We start from the raw sequence: 18,036 nt of genomic DNA on the forward strand, positions 1-18,036 counted from the left end.
TATTTGATATGACGCAGTCTAATCAATATCGTAATCTTCCTTTAAATTTCGTGTTTATTGATAGCAAACACTTGAGAAGTAACGATAGAATCCTTATAAATTAAGCAAAAATTTTGTCAGCAAAGGACAAACCATGGCAGTAAATGAATTCTCAGCTCTGAAAAAATATTTAGATACGCAGATTATTGGTCAACCAGAACTGACCCAAGCGCTACTTATTGCGATGCTTGCAGACGGCCACCTATTGGTTGAAGGCCCGCCGGGACTTGCAAAAACCCGTGCTGTTAACGCCCTAGCTAAAGGCATAGAAGGCACCTTCCAACGTGTGCAATTTACCCCAGACTTATTACCTGCGGATGTCACAGGTACTGACATTTATCGTCAGCAAACCAATGAATTCGTTTTTGAAAGCGGCCCGCTATTTCACAACCTGATCTTGGCCGACGAAATTAACCGTGCACCAGCCAAAGTGCAATCAGCGCTGTTAGAAGCGATGGCTGAACGACAAGTGACGGTTGGTAAGAACACTTATCCGCTGTCAGATCTGTTCATGGTTATGGCAACGCAAAACCCGCTGGAACAAGAAGGGACATATCCACTGCCGGAAGCACAATTAGACCGCTTCTTATTACATTTAAACATCGACTACCCGGGCGCTGAGAACGAACTTGCCATCCTTCGTTTAACTCGAGGCGAAGCCCTAGAAGAGCATCAAGCTGATTTCACCGCCATTCGTCAAAACACCTTGTTTGAAGCACGTAAGAAAGTGTTATCGATGCATCTTGCTGAGCCGCTAGAGCAGTATCTTGTTCAACTGATCATAGCAACTCGTGAAGCTGCAAAACTTGATGAGCAACTGGGTCGCTGGATTGAGTTTGGCGCCAGCCCGCGTGCCACTATCGCCCTTGATAAATGTGCCCGCGCACACGCATGGTTACATGAACGTGATTTTGTGACGCCAGATGATATTCAAGCAGTACTGCATAATGTATTGCGTCACCGCATTATTTTAAGTTACGAAGCGCAGGCTGATGGTATCAGTAAAGATCAAGTGATCAGCCGTATTCTTGAACTAGTCCCAGTGCCATAATGATGCAACAAGCCGTATTCGATACCGCACAGTGGTTAACTCAGTGCCACAGTAATGGCGCCGAGCTCGACTTAAAAGAATTGCTTTACTACAAATCTAAAGCACACCTTTTGTCGTTAAAGCCGAAAAAGCGCATTCAAAGCAGCCAAGCAGGCCAATACCTTGCGCCACATAAAGGTCGCGGGATGGAGTTTGCTGAAGTTCGCCAATATCAATATGGTGACGACATTCGTGCCATCGACTGGCGTGTCACAGCCCGTACAGGCATCACTCACACTAAGCTCTATCAAGAAGAAAAAGAGCGACCAGTGTTTGTGTTTACCGATTTATCAAACAGTATGTTGTTCGGCTCGCAGCTGTTACTGAAATCTGTGCAAGCCGCACATTTAAGTGCGCTTGTGGCTTGGTCAGCATGTCAACGTGGTGACCGTTTAGGCGGTATTGTCTTTAGTGAATACGCCCACCATGAATTAAAACCCACTGCACGCGACAAAGGCGTGCTGTCATTAAGTCATCAATTGGTCGACATTCACAAACAAGCCTTTTCTAATCGTGAACAAAACGCTGAGAATCGGTTTTCCGATAACTTAAAACGCCTAACGCACTTAGCCAAACCGGGTAGTTTAATTTATCTCATCTCTGACTTTAATCACCTGCAAGAGGCCGATTTCAAACAGCTTGAACGTCTGGCGCGCCACTGTGAACTGATTGGTTGTCAGATAAGTGATCCGTTCGAACATCAGTTGCCTGCCTACCAAGATGCCATCAAGGTCGATGCCGAAGGCCAATCTTGGACGCTGCCACTGATGAATAAACAATTTAGAGACAAGTTTGCCGAGCAAACTGCGCAAGTGTTTAACCAACGCTTTCAACGATTACAACGCACGGGCATGAGCATGTTGAACTTTTCGGCAGCCCATCCTATTGAACAGCAAGTAGTGAGACTTTAACCGATGCAAGCTTCACCTCTCGACGCACTTCATGATGTTTTACCGCCAGAGCAGGTGGCTTGGTGGCCATTGTCGCTGCCAACTTGGGCAGTGATAATCACTTCACTTATTTTGCTTATCACACTTGGCATGTGGCTTTATAAGCGCCAACAATTTTTAAAAGCCAAAAAAGCCGCCATTGAGCTGGCTAAGCAGCAAAGTGATGATGTGCAGCAACTGCATATAATCTTAAAACGCCTCGTAAAACATTATTACGGTGCGCCATTGACTTCATTGCCTACTAAAAAGTGGCAAAGCATTTTAAATAAACTCAGTGGTGAAGATATCTCTGAGCATGCTTTACACAGCTTATATGGCCCAAACAACAACCCTGAATTAGCCAAGCAACTCTTTAACGCCATCAAAAATCTAAAACTCAAGGAGGCCATTGATGTTTGAATTTAGCTGGCCTTGGGCGTTTTTACTGTTACCCCTACCTTGGATTTTAAGGCGTTTTACCATTAGTACAGAGCAAGCTAAACAAAGGCTGCGTATGCCTGTGTTTGCCCAGTTTTCTAAACTGGCGCCTAGCCTCAAAGAGTCAAAGCAAAAAACCAACTGGTTCGAAGCCCTAGTTTGGTTATGTTTGGTCATTGCTGCAGCTAACCCACAATACTTAGACGACCCTGTTACTTTACCTAATGAAGGTCGCGATATCATGCTGGCCGTGGATTTATCGGGTTCGATGACAGAGCAAGATATGGAGTACCAAGGTCGTTATGTTGATAGGCTATCGGTGGTGAAAGCTGTTTTAGGTGACTTTATCGAGCAGCGTCAGGGCGATCGCCTGGGTCTGATTTTATTCGCCGATACTGCCTTTTTACAAACCCCCCTTACCCGTGACTTAGATACGGTGAGTCAAATGCTCAGCGAATCACAAATAGGCCTAGTAGGTCGTGCCACTGCAATTGGTGACGCTTTGGGTCTAGCCGTAAAACGCTTCAGCCAAAAGCAAGACAGTAACCGTATTCTCATATTGCTGACCGATGGTCAAAATACCGCGGGTAACTTGGAGCCTGATGAAGCGCTTATTTTAGCTCGCGAAGAAGGCATTAAAGTTTACACCGTTGGCGTTGGCTCGGATGGTCGAGGCGGCTTTAGTCTATTTGGCATGGGCGGGATTGGCGGCAGCAGCATTGACGAAACCACGTTAAATAAAATTGCCACCGAAACTGGCGGTTTATATTTTAGAGCAAAAGATGTCGCAGGGCTTCAGCAAATCTATCAAGAGCTAGATAAACTAGAACCAATCAGTGACGAAAATGAAACCTTCAGACCGCAAATCGCCTTGTTCTTCTGGCCTCTAGCAGCGGCGCTGGCATTACTGATGCTTAATCAACTGTACGTTAATATTACACGACTGTTTTCACGTTCGGGTAAGGAGGCTTAATGATGGAATTTGAATTTTTAAGACCCCTACTGTTACTTTTGATTATCCCTTGGGCCATTTTAACCATGGTACAAGTGCTCAATAAAAGCCGTAACAATAAATCTGGATTAATTGCGCCGCATTTAGCCCATGCAATGCTAACCGAAGGTAAAGCAAGCAAAAAAGCAAACCCATGGCTGCTGGCGCTATTTACCTTGCTATGCATTATTTTTATTGCAGGCCCCAGTTTTGAAAAACAAGAAGTGCCGGTATTTAAGTCAAAACAAGCGCGTGTGGTTGTGATGGACATGTCTTATTCGATGTACTCCACCGACATTAAACCTGACAGACTCACCCAAGCGCGTTTCAAAGCACTCGACATGGTCGAGCTGTTTAAAGAAGGCGAAACCGCGTTGGTTGCCTACGCGGGTGATGCGTTTACCGTATCTCCACTGACTTCTGACGCCAGTACATTAAGTAATTTAATTCCAAGCCTTAGCCCTGAGATTATGCCTAGCAAAGGCTCAAATGTGTATGCAGGTATTGACCAAGCTATGCAACTGTTGTCTCAAGCGGGGTACATACAAGGCGAGATTATTTTAATTACTGATGGGCTTGATCAAAGTGATGTCGACGAAGTTCGAGAAGCCATGCAAAGCAGTAAGTTTACATTAAGCATCTATGCCATCGGCACCGCGCAAGGTGCGCCGATTGCCTTGCCTGAAGGCGGATTTATGAAAGGTCGCAGCGGTGAAATAGTCATTCCAAGGTTGAATGTGGCGCCCCTTAGAAACCTTGCTGCTATCAGTGGTGGTCAGTTTTCGGCTTACACACCTGGGGCTGAAGATATTCAAGTATTTGCGCCAACGGCAAGCACCAACGAAGCTGATCAAAACGATGAGGAAAACAAAATACTTTGGCGCATTGATGCGGGTAAATATGGCTTAATTTTATTGATCCCATTGGCATTGTTACTCCTGCGTAAATCGGCCTTGGTATTATGTGCAATGTACTTTATGCTGCCTCTGTCTCAACCTGTTTATGCTGCAGATTGGCAGACATGGTTTAAAAATACCGACCAAAATGCCTTATCTGCATATCAATCTAAAGAGTTTGAAAAAGCAGCTTCTGCTGATAACACTGATTTAAAAGGTGCTGCACTTTATAAACAAGGTCAGTATGAGCAAGCCGCTGCGGCATTGAAAAACAGCCCCTCGGCGATTGGTCAATACAATTATGGTAATGCCCTTGCCCAACTTGGCAAACTGGATGAAGCCATTGCCGCCTATGAGCAAGCACTTAAGCAAAACCCTGACTTTGACCAAGCCAAAGAAAACAAGGCCCTGTTAGAGCAAATGAAGCAACAACAAGAGCAGCAACAACAGAATCAATCTCAAGATGGAGAGAGTGATCAAGAACAGCAATCAGGTGAGCAATCAGATCAACAAGGTCAATCAAACAAGTCTGAGCAAGGTCAACAAGACCAGCAGCAAGGCGAGTCTGGCGAGCAATCTGACCAGCAACAAGGCGAACAATCAGATCAAGATGCCGAACAACAAAACTCGGGTCAGCAAAACTCTGATCAGCAAAACAAGCCTGATATGCAAGCCGATGCACAACAGCAGCAAGATCAAACCGAGCAAAAAGACGGTGAGCAATCTGAGCAACAAGCCCAACCTCAGCCGCAACAAGCCACTGAAAATAATGAACAACAAGGTCAGCAGCAAATGATGCAATCGGCTCAAGCTAAGCCAATGACCCCTGAAGAAAAAGAAAAAGCGCAGCAGTTAAACCAGCTACTCAGGAAAGTACCTGATGACCCTGCCATTCTATTACGAAACAAAATGCGCTTAGAGGCCCAAAAAAGAGCCCAACAACGTCGCCTTGGAGGATCTAAACAATCATGGTAACCCGTTTTTATATTGTCTGTGTATTTTTACTGTTCAGCACAGCGAGCGTCGCTTTTGACAAGTTAACCGCATCGGTCGACAGAAACCCTGTTTTAGTGGGTGAATATTTTACACTAACTATTTCAGCCGATGGCCGTGTATCAGGTCAGCAGCCAGATACCAGCGCTTTAGCGAGACAATTTGTGATGGGCCCAATCAATACCGGCTCCAGCACCCGTATCATCAATGGTCAGGCGAGTAGTGAAACCACATGGCAAATGCAACTCATGTCGCGTAAAGCGGGCGACATTACGATTCCAGCTTTTACTGTTTCAGGTAAAGGTAGCGACCCAATCAAACTAAAAGTGGTTGCACGCAGTAACGATGCCAATGAACAAAAAGACATCTTTATCAAAACCGAGTTAAAGCCAAGCAAGCTGTTTGTTCAACAAGCAGGTCTTTACACGGTTAAACTTTATTTAGGTAAAGACTTATTAGACGGGCAACTATCTGCGCCTGCAATGGAAGACGCGCAAGTCACACTTCTTGGTAAGCAAAAAGAAGACTATGAAGTGGTTGATGGCCGCCGTTATATGGTCATTAGCCGAGAGTATCTACTTCAACCTCAAAAAAGTGGTGAATATACTATCGAGCCGCCAATTTTTAATGGTCAAGTTAGAGAGAATTATCGCCGTATGTCGGTCTCGGCGATGGGCAAAGCTGAATCAATTGATGTGCAACCTGTACCTGAAACCTACAATGGCGCATGGTTACCCAGTGAGTTAGTCAATTTAAGTGAAGAGTTTCAGCCTATCTCTGATGAAGTGGTGGTTGGCACACCAATCACGCGTACTATCACCCTGACCGCATTAGGCGTGACCAAAGAGCAGTTGCCTGAAATTCGCCTGCCAGAAGTTGACGGCTTTAGAAGTTACCCTGATGAGAGCGAGCGTAACCAACTTGCACGTGATGGTCGGGTGATCTCGCAACTTGTCAGCTCGTATGCGTTGGTGCCACAAACACCAGGCACTTACACCCTACCTGAAGTAAAACTGCCTTGGTTCAATACTGTGATTAACCGTGTGCAATATGCGACCTTGCCAGCTCGTACACTGACCGTTATTGTTGATCCGAATCAAACTACTCCGGTTATACCAAACATGACAGCACCATTGCAAAATCAACAGGTAATCGAGCCAACAATTGTTGAAGTTCCCGTTGAAAAGACATTGCTTGATTGGGGCATTTTGGTATCGGGCTATGTGCTTTGGATTTTTACTTTGATTTTTGTTTGGCTTGGTTTTATCGGTCGAAAAAAACCAGAGATTGAAACTGAAACCAATGACACATTTAAACCAAGAATGAGTTTGAGCTTGTTAACACAAGCGGCTAAAGCGAACGATAAAACGCGTTTTTATCAGTTAATAAGTGAGTTTGTTACTACGGAGCTCACTTCAACCTCTTTTAGCCAGTGGCTAAAAGAGTTAGATAATGCTGAGCTAAAAGCAGAAATTGTAAACTTACAAGCAGCCCTTTATAGTGAAGGGACGGCTTCTGCAAATCTTGAGAAAATTGCTAAGCTCATATCTCAAATTGAGAAAAACCAAGCAGATCAGAAACGTAGCTCGCTACAACCTCTGTACTGAAAATTTTTATGAAAAGTGTGTAAGAAAAACTTACTTACTAAGGTCTATTGGGTATGACCAAAAAACAACAACGCTACGAAGAGTTGGTTAAGCTGTATCAGACGGAGCTTTATCGCTTTGCCTACTGGCTTAGCAAAGATCCGACTGTAGCAGAAGACTTAGTACAAGAGACGTTTTTGCGTGCGTGGCGAGCTTTAGATTCTTTACAAGATGAGAAAGCGGTAAAACCTTGGTTATTAACCATAGTACGTCGCGAAAATGCAAGACGATTTGAACGTAAACAATTCGATTATGCCGATGTCGACAACGACACCATAGTCGATAACCAAAGCACCACATTAGATTCAGAGATGGAACAAACGGTGATCCAAAGACAAATAAGTCAGCTCTCGATTGAATATAGAGAGCCGTTACTTTTGCAAGTTGTTATGGGGTGCTCTGGTGATGAAATAGCTGAGATTTTAGAGCTGAACAAGAACACTGTAATGACGCGTCTTTATCGCGCACGCAACCAATTGAAAGAGGCATTGATGTCTCAACCACAGACCATGACGGGGGCCACAAACTGATGGATGAATTAGAATTTCGTCGTCGCGCATTTGCCGATCCCAACGATCCAGAAGTCATTGCGTTTGCACAGCAAAACCCTGAACATCAAAAGCTGTTAGATGAGCTGTTGTTGTTAGACGACAAAATAAACCTAGCACTTGATATACCTGTGCCACCAGATCTCACTGAAAAGCTGATGACGCAAACCAAAGACACGCCTGCAAGTAATGTGACGCAGGGCTGGTTTGGCCGTTTTAACAAACCTTTTGCCACCGCGGCATCAATCACGTTAGCAGTCAGCTTATACTTCTTAAGTGTGGGCGGTTCAAATGACCTTCAGGCTGGTGAACATGCATTGGCGCATGTTTATTATGAAGTAAAAGCGCTAGAGCGTGACAAAGAGGTTGGTCTACAAGCGGTCAATGAGAAACTTGCCATGTTAGGTGCTAAATTTGAGTCCTTACCTGGCAAAGTGACCTATGCGACTTTTTGTCATTTTAAAGGGCAGCGCAGTTTACACCTAATATTCCAGTCAGATCACGGTCCTATCACTGTGTTTGTTGTACCGCACTCAGGTGACATTCAAGACAAGCAATTGGGTGATTTTAACGATGCGCGTTTTGCAGGTGTGATCTCAAGTGAAGATAAAGCCAACATGATCTTGGTTGCTGACAGAAATTCACCGGTCAACGACTATCAAGAGGACGTACAACAAGCGCTCCGCTGGTTATAGGCTTTATACAAAAACAAAAAAAGGCGCATAATGCGCCTTTTTACTTTTATCAATTTATAAACAGTATCTAGCAAATAAACTCGCAACTGTTGCAGCCGTTGGCTTGCCATGCTGCCAATCACCGCCTTCAACACCAGAACCTGCAATGTCCATGTGCACATAAGGTAATGGTTGCTCTGAGTCTAAGCCGTGCTTGTCTAGACCACCCACTAGCGCTAAGAACGCCATTGGGAATTGGTGACCACGTGCTGTAACCGCTGATGGCGCATTGTTACTTGAAAGTACATCATCGGCTAGCGTGCGTGGCTGAACGAAGTCGTAGTCTTCTCGACGGCTGCGATTTACTTCGGCTGCATCTGCCCATAAGTCACCTAAGTCAGCAATCTGGCGAGATACATTCGCTGAACGTGCAGGACCATTCTCAACGTACGCACTGTAAGGACCCACAGCACGAGCAGCGTGACCGGTTAATGTTGCCACCGTAAATAGCTCAGGATTTACTTCATTCTTCGCAAGGTCTTTCACTTCACTCAGTAGATCACCCATTGCCAGACGGCCTTCTGCATCTGTGTTACCAATACGAACACGTAACCCTTCACGACATGTGATGATTTCATCTGGTACGAAACAATCAGAGCCAATTGAATTACGAACCACTGCTAAATAAGCGATTACCTTAACACCTTTAGGCTGATAATCAGCTACTGCTTTCATGAAGCCTGCCACCGATGCAGCACCGCCTTTGTCACGGCTCATACCTGCCATGAAACCACCGACTTTAAGGTCTGCACCACCTGTGTCATACACTAAGCCTTTACCTACGAACAGTAAAGTTCTTTCAACGTTTCCTTCAGGCTCGTAGGTCATTTTCACAACGCGAGGATGATGGCGCTCTACCGCATAAGATGCGCGCGCAACTGTTGCAAGCATTGGGTAGTCTTTGTTAATTGTGTCAATGCTATCGATCACTTCAACATCAACAACAGAGTCTTTTAACAGCTCAACACAGTAATCAGCAAATTTAGGTGGTGCCATACGCTCAGGCTCAGTACCACATAAATCTCTTGCCGCATACTGACCTGCCGCAATGGCATTTAGCTGCTTAACTTGCTCTTCGCTAGCACCCGCTAAAAATACCTGCTTAACTGGCTCAATACTTTCACCGTGATATTCTCTTGCTTCAAGAGGCTGCCATAACGCTTGGCACATGCCTAAAAATGCAACTTCTAAAGCTTGCGTGTAGCGTGCATCATCAGCAATAGACGCAAGCTGTAACACAGGCTGAGTAACACCAGCTGCTTTGGCTTCGCTGATAGCACTTTTAGCTGCTTCGAAGATACGACGTACGTCATCATAATCACGTGTTAATGGCCCAGTTGGTGCCACAATAAGACGTTTGCCCGGTAAGTTCTCTGCAAATAGTAATGATGCTTTTTGTCTAATGCGTGCATCAATTACCAGTGCAGGTGCAACAATTTCATTTAGTTCTGCTTGACCTAAATCTTCAACATTGCCGGTGATCACAATGACAGCATCTGCGTCAGTTGGAAGATTACCGTTAAAAGCAATCGCGAGAGGGAAAGACATAAAAAAGGCCCTTATTGTTATTCAATTAGGGCCAATTATCGGTTATTTACTTTGCTATTTCTAGCAATTGAGATTAATTCGCAGTTTCGCCTTCGTCGCTGGTTTTCTTCTGCTTGTGCTTGCCTATCACTGACCAGGCTTCAAGCATCACCAAGACACTGACTACTAAAACAATTAAATCTAAAACCACCAACAGCCAGTTACCTTTCTCGTAGTATTCTACCAGCTTAATTAAGCCCGCGAAGAAAGCCATCAAGATCACAAAGACCATAGGGATAAGCGTATATTTAGCTGGTCGACCTAGTTTGATTAAGTACACAGACAGCACGAGTAAAGTTAGGCTTGCTAAGATCTGGTTAGTCGAGCCAAATAGCGGCCATAACACCATGCCGCCCGTACCCGATGCGCCACCAGCACCAAATGCAAGCAGTAAACAACATGCTACCGCAACAAAGGTTGCGACTAGACCATTCTTAAGCACGCTAATGTTATAAATATCGCCCCACTCTTGGATGATATATCGCTGCAAACGCACACCCGAATCCATGGTTGTACCGGCAAACAACACCACCATTACTGCCAGTAAGGTCGCTGCAATTTCAGCAGAAAATCCCCAGCCTTCACTGATAAGGTTTGAACCGCCAGTAATAAAGGCGCTGACGCTTCCCGCCCCTAAATGGCTATATATTTCGTGCCACTCTTCTGGTGACACCGCTAACATAACACCACTAACCGCAACTAACGTGATCAGTGCTAAACACCCTTCACCTACCGCACCTAAGTAACCAACAAAGCGGCCATCTGTTTCTTTATCAAGCTGTTTAGAACTCGTACCCGACGACACAATACCGTGGAAGCCAGATACCGCACCACAGGCGATGGTGACGAATAACAGCGGAATAATACTTGGCGTATCAATGGCGGTTTGTGTATTGAATGCAGGTGCGGTGATATCTGGCATCACCACAAATACGGCGCCATAAAGTAACACTAAACCCACTAACAACTGCATGCCATTAATAAAGTCACGTGGTTGTAATAGCATCCAAACTGGCAGCAGTGAGGCAACCGCTGCATAGATAAATAAAATGACTATCCAGTTCGCTTTGTCGGTTAAGCCGAACATTTCTGTTGGTAATGACACCGGCATTTCTGCGCCCATAAAAATCGTTGCATAAAGTACTGCAACACCAATCACGCACAGTGGAATGAGCGGGATCTGACGTTTTAATAATTGGCCGATAATGAGTGCAACAACAATGGCCGCCCAAGCAGGTACCACTGCACTCGGGTTTGCAACTAATGAGTTGGCGATAACCACACCAAATACCGCGTTAACCATAAGCAGCAACAAGAACACCACAATCATGAACAATACGCGTGTACGTTTACCTATCACGCTTTCAGATAGCGCCCCCATAGACTTACCTTTGTGACGCGTACTGGCCCACAGTGCGCCCATGTCATGCACACCTGCAAAGAAAATCGTACCAAATACGACCCAAAGTACGGCTGGCACCCAGCCCCAGTACACAGCAATGGCTGGCCCAACAATCGGTGCAGCCCCTGCTACTGACGTGAAATGGTGCCCCCAAAGTACCAGTTTATTGGTTGGCACATAATCAACCCCATCGTTAAGCTCGTGGGCTGGGGTAACAAAGTTATCGTCCATTTTAAAAATCTTCGTGGCGATGAACTTAGAATAGACAAACCAGCCAAATAGCATGCCGACAATACCAAATAATACAATCAGAATAGACTGCATCAGATACTCCTTTTCTCAGTTTTAGTTATACGCTCACTTCACCTTAACACGAAATTTACAATTTCAAATTAAGATTTTAGTCACCCCATAAGTCCTAGGGTTATTATGTTTCAAACATCGAATTAATCACTCAAGGGAGTAACAACTTTTACGTCAGAGTGAAATTGTTCATTACCGCTTAAAAAACCTTATTCATTGAAGATAGATACAAATTAAAATGTTACGATATAACAAAACCACCAAACCAAAGTATGCAGAGAGCTACTCGCTTTCTTATCAACTATTATTACCAAGAAAAGTGAAATATTATGGCGATTACTATCATCACAAATGCTGTGATTATTAATGAAGGAAAAACATTCAACGGCAGCGTAGCTATTGAGCAAGACCGTTTTATTTACATTGGTGAAACCATGCCTGAATACACCGATGCACTCATTATTGATGCGAAAGGTAAGTACTTAATACCCGGTGTGATTGACGGTCAAGTTCACTTTAGAGATCCTGGTGTAACACACAAAGCCGATATGGAAAGCGAATCAAAAGCCGCTGTAGCAGGTGGTGTTACTTCCTATATTGATATGCCAAACTCTCGTCCAAACGTATTAAACCATGAAGTGTGGCAAGCTAAAAACGCACTGGCTGCAACCAAATCTCTGGCGAATTATGACTTTTATATGGGCCTAAATAACGATAATGTTGACGCGCTACTAGACACAGATACCACGGGATACTCTTGTTTATCTGACGACGGCTTATACTTCGCAGGCCCAGGAAACCTGCTTGCAGATAGTGAAGAAACCTTAGATAAGATTTTTTCAAAGAGTAAGAACATCATTGCTATTCATGCTGAAATCGAAGGCATCATTCACGAGAACGAGCAAAAGTTTAAAGCTGAATATGGCGAAGATGTACCTGTTAAATTTCACCCTATTATTCGCTCAGAAGAAGCCTGTGTTAAAGCAACCGAACGTGCAATTCGCTTAGCCACGAAACACAATGCACGTTTACACGTTTTACACCTGACCACAGCGAAAGAAGCGGCGATGTTCCGCAATGATATTCCACTTGAAGAAAAGCGCATCACAACTGAAGCCAGTGTGCATCATTTGTGGTTTAACGACAGCGATTACGAGGAAAAAGGAACCTTAATTAAGTGGAACCCAGCAATCAAAACCGAGCAAGACCGTTTAGGGCTCATTGCTGCGATTAACGATGACCGCATCGATATCATTACCACTGATCATGCACCACATACTTTAGAAGAAAAACAAAATACTTACTTCAAAGCAATGTCGGGCGGCCCATTTGTGCAGCACTCATTGGTTGCCATGATTGAGCTTCATCTACAAGGTTATCTTACTCTTGAAAAGATAGTTGAAAAGATGTGTCATAACCCTGCACTGCTTTATGGTTTTAAAGATCGAGGCTATATTCGTCCAGGTTATAAAGCCGATTTTACACTTGTAGATATGGACTCGCCTTGGACTGTGTCTAAAGACAATATCTTATATAAATGTGGTTGGAGTCCAGTTGAAGGCCAAACTTTTAAAGCGCAAGTGAAACAAACTTATGTGAACGGCCATAAGGTATTTGATAACGGCGAATTTGATACCAGTAAAAAAGGGGAACAACTAGAACTCCTGCCATGGGAAGAGCGCATTTACGTAAAAAATGCTTAAGGTATTCGTTTTTTAAAAACCTAACTATTGCCGCCAAAGCTGATATTATCCTTGGCGGCAATTTTTTTGCTTCACGCCACTCACCTGTTTAAACTGACCAAAGCCAAATCACATTTAAACTAATATGAAATTTTACCTGGATGTTCACTTATTCGGCGCACTAGCCCTAACAAAAAATAAAGGGAAACCCAATAAAACAGAGTACAGAAAATGCTTTAACAGCGGCTATTCTCTCACTCTAGAAGACAATAATTTTACCCGCCTATTTTTAAATTTTGCTGATGGCTTTCATGCTTTTAAGCCATACACTAGTGGTATTTTTTTCCGCGAACACACTTTTTATTTTGATGAAGACACAAGAGTGGAAGACATAGAAGCAATTTTCGGAAAAGCAGTAGATGGCTTTAAAGATGCCATAGAGATCAGCCGCACATTTATTGTTAGCGGTCTAGAAATAGAGTTTAGTTGGTACCATGACAACGAGGGTACAGCTTTAACCTAAATGATAATTCAACACGACAACGGTTTTTTTCATGGTAGCTGCCCTGCTGCTAACTAGAAAATAAGTGCATTTGGTTATGGCTTGTTTCTTTAGCCGATAACCCCACCTGAATGCCAATCAATCGAACAGCTTTGTGACCTTGATTCCGTTCAAGTAAATCTGTTAATAACTGGCAGAATAACGCACTGTCTAACTTATCAAACTGACACTCTTTACTGACCAGTTGAAAGTCAAAGTACTTCACTTTTACACCTAACTTTATGATGTGTTGCTCGTCTAGATATTTACTGGCTCGAATTTTGAGCTCAGGTAATAATTGTTTGATAATACGCATTTTCAATAAATCAATATCAGCGGTGTCTTGTTCAAAAGTGGTTTCAACCCCCACAGACTTACGCACTCTGTCAGTTTCAACGCGGCGCTCATCAACACCATGACAACGACGCCATAACATATCGCCTAGTTTGCCGAACTTTTGTTTTAATAGTGTTTCATCGGCTTTTTTGATATCGCGACCAAACTCAAAGCCATGGGCAAGCAATTTTTGCATTGTCACTTTACCTACACCGGGGATTTTTTTAAGTGGTAGATCTTCAATAAATGCATCCACTTTATCAGGAGTGATCACAAATTGGCCGTTTGGCTTATTTTCATCGCTGGCAATTTTCGCCAAGAACTTAATCGGCGCCACCCCAGCTGAGGCCGTTAAACCCGTTTCTTTAAAGATATCATCACGAATCTGTTGTGCAATTAAAGTCGCGCTACCTTTGCATTGAGTGCAATCAGTCACATCTAGGTAAGCTTCATCTAAAGACAAAGGTTCAATTAAATTGGTATAACGGGCAAAAATGGCTCTGATCTGCTGCGAGATTTCTTTATAGAGTGACATTCTCCCCGGCACGATGCGTAAATGCGGGCACAGCTTTTTTGCCTGATAATTAGACATAGCAGCTCGCACCCCATATTTACGAGCAATATAGTTTGATGTCGCTAAAACCCCACGGTTGCTATTGCCGCCAATCGCCATTGGTACTTTAGCCAACTCAGGATTGTCGCGCATTTCTACCGCGGCATAAAAGCAATCCATGTCTATGTGGATGAATTTGTTATATTTCGCCATTAGATTTACAACAGACAGCCCAAGTAAAAAAACACTGTATATATATACATTATCGTTATATAAATTAGAATGTCTATCTTATTTACAATCTAAAGCATATTTCCTTCTAAGTGCTTTATTTTTATGGAATTCAGATAGGTAGCACTTAAAGCTCTGAACTTTCATATTCCTAACTTTTTAAGTTAAAACAACCAATTAGAAATCTCTTTGTTTACTTTTCTTTTTTCTTTTTTGAGTGAATGACCACCACCAGGATAAATAACTAACTTGTGCTTTCTGTTTAGACTCGCCAATTTACTTGCCATATTTGACGCATTTTTTACATCTACTCGCTTATCTGCATCGCCATGTAGCAATAAGATTTCTACTCTTTCATTTATCTCATCAACCCAATTGATTGCTGAGCGAGCATGCAGTGCAGCATTTGGCGATTCAGAATAATTAGGGATCCGCGCTTCATAAACTGCCTTAAACCCTGGTCGCTCCCTCATGCTAAGCGCTAAGTCCGACATGCCTGCTTGTATTACTAATTTTTTAATATCATCTCTTTGCTTAGCAACAAGATAGCTCATCATGCCGCCGCGGCTAACGCCTATCATATTGATGTCGTCTTTTTTTACGCTTGCTAAGCTTTTGCCGATTTCAATTAAAGCGTGTACATCTTTCACATCTGCCCCACCAAATTCATCCTTTGCTCTGTATTGGCTTCCCATCACTATTGCACCCTCTTTCAGTAAGGGCATATGCGACAACATGCTTAAAATGGTTGATTTACCATACTCACCGTTTCCACCACGATTATGAATCACTAAAGGTAAAACCTCGTTATTGTCCTTTTCTGTGACAAGATAACCATCGACGACAGCTCCTTCAGACTGATATTGAATTAAATAACAATCAATATTGCGCTTAAACTTTTCATAAAAACCGGCTTTAAATCGTTCTTTAAATATCTCGTCTGTTAAGCTACTAAAGGCTTTACCACCAGACGCTTTGAATTCATTTACGCTATATGAAACAAAGCCATCATAGGTTGCACGTTCATGGTCAAAACAAGACTCAACGTGTAAAACATCATCCGCCTTGTATAGTTGAGACTCTATTGATGGAAGCTGTTCACCTGAGCTAAAAGGATTTAACAAGCTAAGTAATAACATTGATTTAATAAACATTTTTCAGTTCCTAAAAGGTTACTTAATTAGCAAACATGGTATATTTACCGTTCAAAAGGGGGTGTAGTAATCTACGAAAGTATTAAAAGACTCGTTAAACACCCCATCTAGACTCGATAAAAGAATAATAATGAAAAAAAGGATACACATTTTTCACTCAAAGCTTGCGCTAGTCATTCATTGCGCAGTGGTCTTGCTATTGCTGCTCGCTTCGGTGTTTGTTAGTTCGGCAACCACAGGCCAACACATTCCGCCTAAGTTCTTTTTCCAAGGGGTATGGCTTGGGTTTGCCATTAACCTAGGCGTTTTTTATTTAACTTATTTCGCTCTGGTGTTTTCTGCGAGCCAACCTTATTTACAAAAGGTCGGGGTTATCCTGCTATTAATGGTGTTAGCGGTTTGCCTTAGTACATGGGGTGATTTAAACCGCTTAGCAACCACAAGTGAATTGCTTGAGTATCAGCATCGCAGTTACTTTTTATTGGTTAACTCATTCGTTAAAACAGTTTTCACATTCAGTGCAATATTTACCTATTCAATCATTAACTTAATTGAACAAAAGCAGCACTTTAATAAAATTAAACTTAATGCTTTGCAAACAGAGTTAGAGCTACTTAAAAGCCAAACTAACCCTCACTTTTTATTTAACACACTGAACGCCTTGTATAGTAAAGCTTATGTAAGTCATCAGCATGAGCTTGCTGAGCACATTGGGCAATTATCGTCGCTGATGCAATACACCATATCCCAGTCGAATAAATCATTTGTTAAATTAGAAGACGAAATAGACCATATCGAAGCGTATTTAGGGCTACAAAAATTAAGACTTGGCGAACACGCCAATATTAGATTTGAGTACGCACCCATTTCAAATCACCAGCAGATCCCCCCCATGCTACTAAACCCTTTAGTAGAAAACGCCTGTAAATATGGGCTGTTAAATGAGCCTAATAGTTTTGTAGAGATCAAACTCAACATTGAAGCCGAAAAAATGGTCATTGCTGTGAGCAATTCCAATTTGAGTGTTCTTGTAAAGCAAAGTAGCGCCTATCATGCCAGTGGCTCTGGGCTAAATAACCTATTAAAAAGACTAACTATTCTATTTGATGATAACTTCTCTTATGAAGTGAACAATCAGCCTGACATATACACTGTAAGGTTAACTATTCCATGCAATTAAATGTAGTTTTACTTGACGATGAGCATCATGTTATTGAGTTACTGCAAGCGTACTGTGCAAGCATTGACTCTGTTAATGTGGTAAGAAGTTTCACCAATGTAATTGAGGCACTCAGCTTCATTAATGCCAACCCAATAGATTTATTGATCAGTGACATTAATATGCCTCAAATTTCAGGAATTGAAATGGCGCAATCATTAACACAACAAACCCGTGTGATTTTTATCACAGCTCACAGCCACTATGCTGTCGATGCGTTTGAATTAGATGTGATTGACTATATTGTAAAACCGGTTTTATTACCGCGCTTTCTTAAAGCCATTTCAAAAGCACACGCTGCAATAAACCCTAGAGGTGCTTTGTCTTCTACTGCCCCTTCTCGCTATATTTTTGTTAAAGACGGAGGGGCAAAAAAGCGTTTGGTTTTAGACGAAATACTGTTTTTACAGGCTCAAGGTGATTACACCGAAGTGACTATGCAAGAAAAAAGTTTATTACTTTTAGGGAGTTTATCGAGCTTTCTACAGAGTTTACCAAATGATGACTTCATTCGAATCCATCGCTCTTATGTAGTGAATAAGTCTAAAGTAGATTCTGTAGATAAAGATCACCTTATTATTCATGGTCATGATTTAACCATTGGTAAAACCTACAGACATATTATAGAAAATGCCTTTTAACCTAGTAGCCATGAAACGCTGCTACTTTTACTCATACTAATTATCCACTACACTTATTCAGCAAAATTTAAATAACAACAAGG

Annotated in this window: 16 protein-coding genes; 12 read left to right on the forward strand and 4 right to left on the reverse strand. The window is 42.7% G+C overall.

Annotated features, from left to right (window positions below):
- Nucleotides 1-133: 133 nt before the first annotated feature.
- The 8 genes from ACXAC4_RS11965 to ACXAC4_RS12000 are packed head-to-tail and all read left to right on the forward strand — an operon-like array spanning nucleotide 134 to nucleotide 8,265.
- A complete protein-coding gene (locus ACXAC4_RS11965; protein ID WP_475161839.1) occupies nucleotides 134-1,090 on the forward strand; it encodes an AAA family ATPase in 957 nt (318 codons plus the stop codon).
- 2 nt (nucleotides 1,091-1,092) lie between these two features.
- On the forward strand, nucleotides 1,093-2,040 hold the full coding sequence (locus ACXAC4_RS11970) for a DUF58 domain-containing protein (protein ID WP_349286472.1): 948 nt from the start codon (nucleotides 1,093-1,095) through the stop codon (nucleotides 2,038-2,040).
- A gap of 3 nt (nucleotides 2,041-2,043) precedes the next feature.
- Nucleotides 2,044-2,478, forward strand: a complete 435-nt coding sequence (locus tag ACXAC4_RS11975) for a DUF4381 domain-containing protein (RefSeq protein WP_475161841.1) — start codon at nucleotides 2,044-2,046, stop codon at nucleotides 2,476-2,478.
- The gene (locus tag ACXAC4_RS11980) at nucleotides 2,471-3,469 is read left to right on the forward strand and encodes a vWA domain-containing protein (protein WP_475161842.1); all 999 of its coding nucleotides are present in this window, start codon (nucleotides 2,471-2,473) and stop codon (nucleotides 3,467-3,469) included. The genes ACXAC4_RS11975 and ACXAC4_RS11980 overlap by 8 nt, the downstream gene beginning before the upstream one ends.
- 2 nt (nucleotides 3,470-3,471) lie before the next feature.
- The gene (locus ACXAC4_RS11985) at nucleotides 3,472-5,358 is read left to right on the forward strand and encodes a vWA domain-containing protein (RefSeq protein ID WP_475164116.1); all 1,887 of its coding nucleotides are present in this window, start codon (nucleotides 3,472-3,474) and stop codon (nucleotides 5,356-5,358) included.
- A complete protein-coding gene (locus ACXAC4_RS11990; RefSeq protein WP_475161844.1) occupies nucleotides 5,352-6,983 on the forward strand; it encodes a BatD family protein in 1,632 nt (543 codons plus the stop codon). Before ACXAC4_RS11985 ends, ACXAC4_RS11990 begins: the two co-directional genes overlap by 7 nt.
- A gap of 53 nt (nucleotides 6,984-7,036) precedes the next feature.
- Nucleotides 7,037-7,552, forward strand: a complete 516-nt coding sequence (locus tag ACXAC4_RS11995; RefSeq protein WP_475161848.1) for a sigma-70 family RNA polymerase sigma factor — start codon at nucleotides 7,037-7,039, stop codon at nucleotides 7,550-7,552.
- Complete coding sequence (locus ACXAC4_RS12000; protein WP_475161850.1) at nucleotides 7,552-8,265, forward strand: DUF3379 family protein; 714 nt, start codon at nucleotides 7,552-7,554, stop codon at nucleotides 8,263-8,265. Before ACXAC4_RS11995 ends, ACXAC4_RS12000 begins: the two co-directional genes overlap by 1 nt.
- A gap of 54 nt (nucleotides 8,266-8,319) precedes the next feature.
- On the opposite strand, the gene ACXAC4_RS12005 is transcribed toward ACXAC4_RS12000, so the two are convergent.
- Entirely contained in the window at nucleotides 8,320-9,852 is a 1,533-nt protein-coding gene (locus ACXAC4_RS12005) for a M17 family metallopeptidase (RefSeq protein WP_475161851.1), read from the reverse strand.
- Between the two features lie 73 nt (nucleotides 9,853-9,925).
- Nucleotides 9,926-11,617 carry a carbon starvation CstA family protein gene (locus ACXAC4_RS12010; protein WP_475161853.1) on the reverse strand — a complete coding sequence of 564 codons (1,692 nt, stop codon included), beginning with the start codon at nucleotides 11,615-11,617 and terminating at the stop codon, nucleotides 9,926-9,928.
- Between the two features lie 308 nt (nucleotides 11,618-11,925).
- On the opposite strand from ACXAC4_RS12010, the gene ACXAC4_RS12015 reads away from it, so the two are divergent.
- Together ACXAC4_RS12015 and ACXAC4_RS12020 are read left to right on the forward strand one after the other, a co-directional pair.
- The gene (locus ACXAC4_RS12015) at nucleotides 11,926-13,299 is read left to right on the forward strand and encodes a dihydroorotase (protein ID WP_475161855.1); all 1,374 of its coding nucleotides are present in this window, start codon (nucleotides 11,926-11,928) and stop codon (nucleotides 13,297-13,299) included.
- 124 nt (nucleotides 13,300-13,423) lie between these two features.
- Complete coding sequence (locus ACXAC4_RS12020; protein ID WP_475161857.1) at nucleotides 13,424-13,801, forward strand: hypothetical protein; 378 nt, start codon at nucleotides 13,424-13,426, stop codon at nucleotides 13,799-13,801.
- Nucleotides 13,802-13,850: 49 nt separating this feature from the next.
- Here ACXAC4_RS12020 and dinB read toward each other — a convergent pair whose 3' ends face one another.
- Nucleotides 13,851-14,921 carry a DNA polymerase IV gene (gene dinB / locus ACXAC4_RS12025; protein ID WP_475161858.1) on the reverse strand — a complete coding sequence of 357 codons (1,071 nt, stop codon included), beginning with the start codon at nucleotides 14,919-14,921 and terminating at the stop codon, nucleotides 13,851-13,853.
- A gap of 182 nt (nucleotides 14,922-15,103) precedes the next feature.
- Nucleotides 15,104-16,093 carry an alpha/beta hydrolase family protein gene (locus ACXAC4_RS12030; protein ID WP_475161863.1) on the reverse strand — a complete coding sequence of 330 codons (990 nt, stop codon included), beginning with the start codon at nucleotides 16,091-16,093 and terminating at the stop codon, nucleotides 15,104-15,106.
- 130 nt (nucleotides 16,094-16,223) lie between these two features.
- Here ACXAC4_RS12030 and ACXAC4_RS12035 point away from each other — a divergent pair, with 130 nt between their 5' ends.
- Both ACXAC4_RS12035 and ACXAC4_RS12040 read left to right on the forward strand, forming a co-directional pair.
- A complete protein-coding gene (locus ACXAC4_RS12035; RefSeq protein WP_475161866.1) occupies nucleotides 16,224-17,273 on the forward strand; it encodes a sensor histidine kinase in 1,050 nt (349 codons plus the stop codon).
- A complete protein-coding gene (locus ACXAC4_RS12040) occupies nucleotides 17,264-17,953 on the forward strand; it encodes a LytR/AlgR family response regulator transcription factor (RefSeq protein ID WP_475161870.1) in 690 nt (229 codons plus the stop codon). Before ACXAC4_RS12035 ends, ACXAC4_RS12040 begins: the two co-directional genes overlap by 10 nt.
- Nucleotides 17,954-18,036: the final 83 nt, after the last annotated feature.

It is taken from the genome of Pseudoalteromonas sp. AWM4_233 (assembly GCF_056158285.1).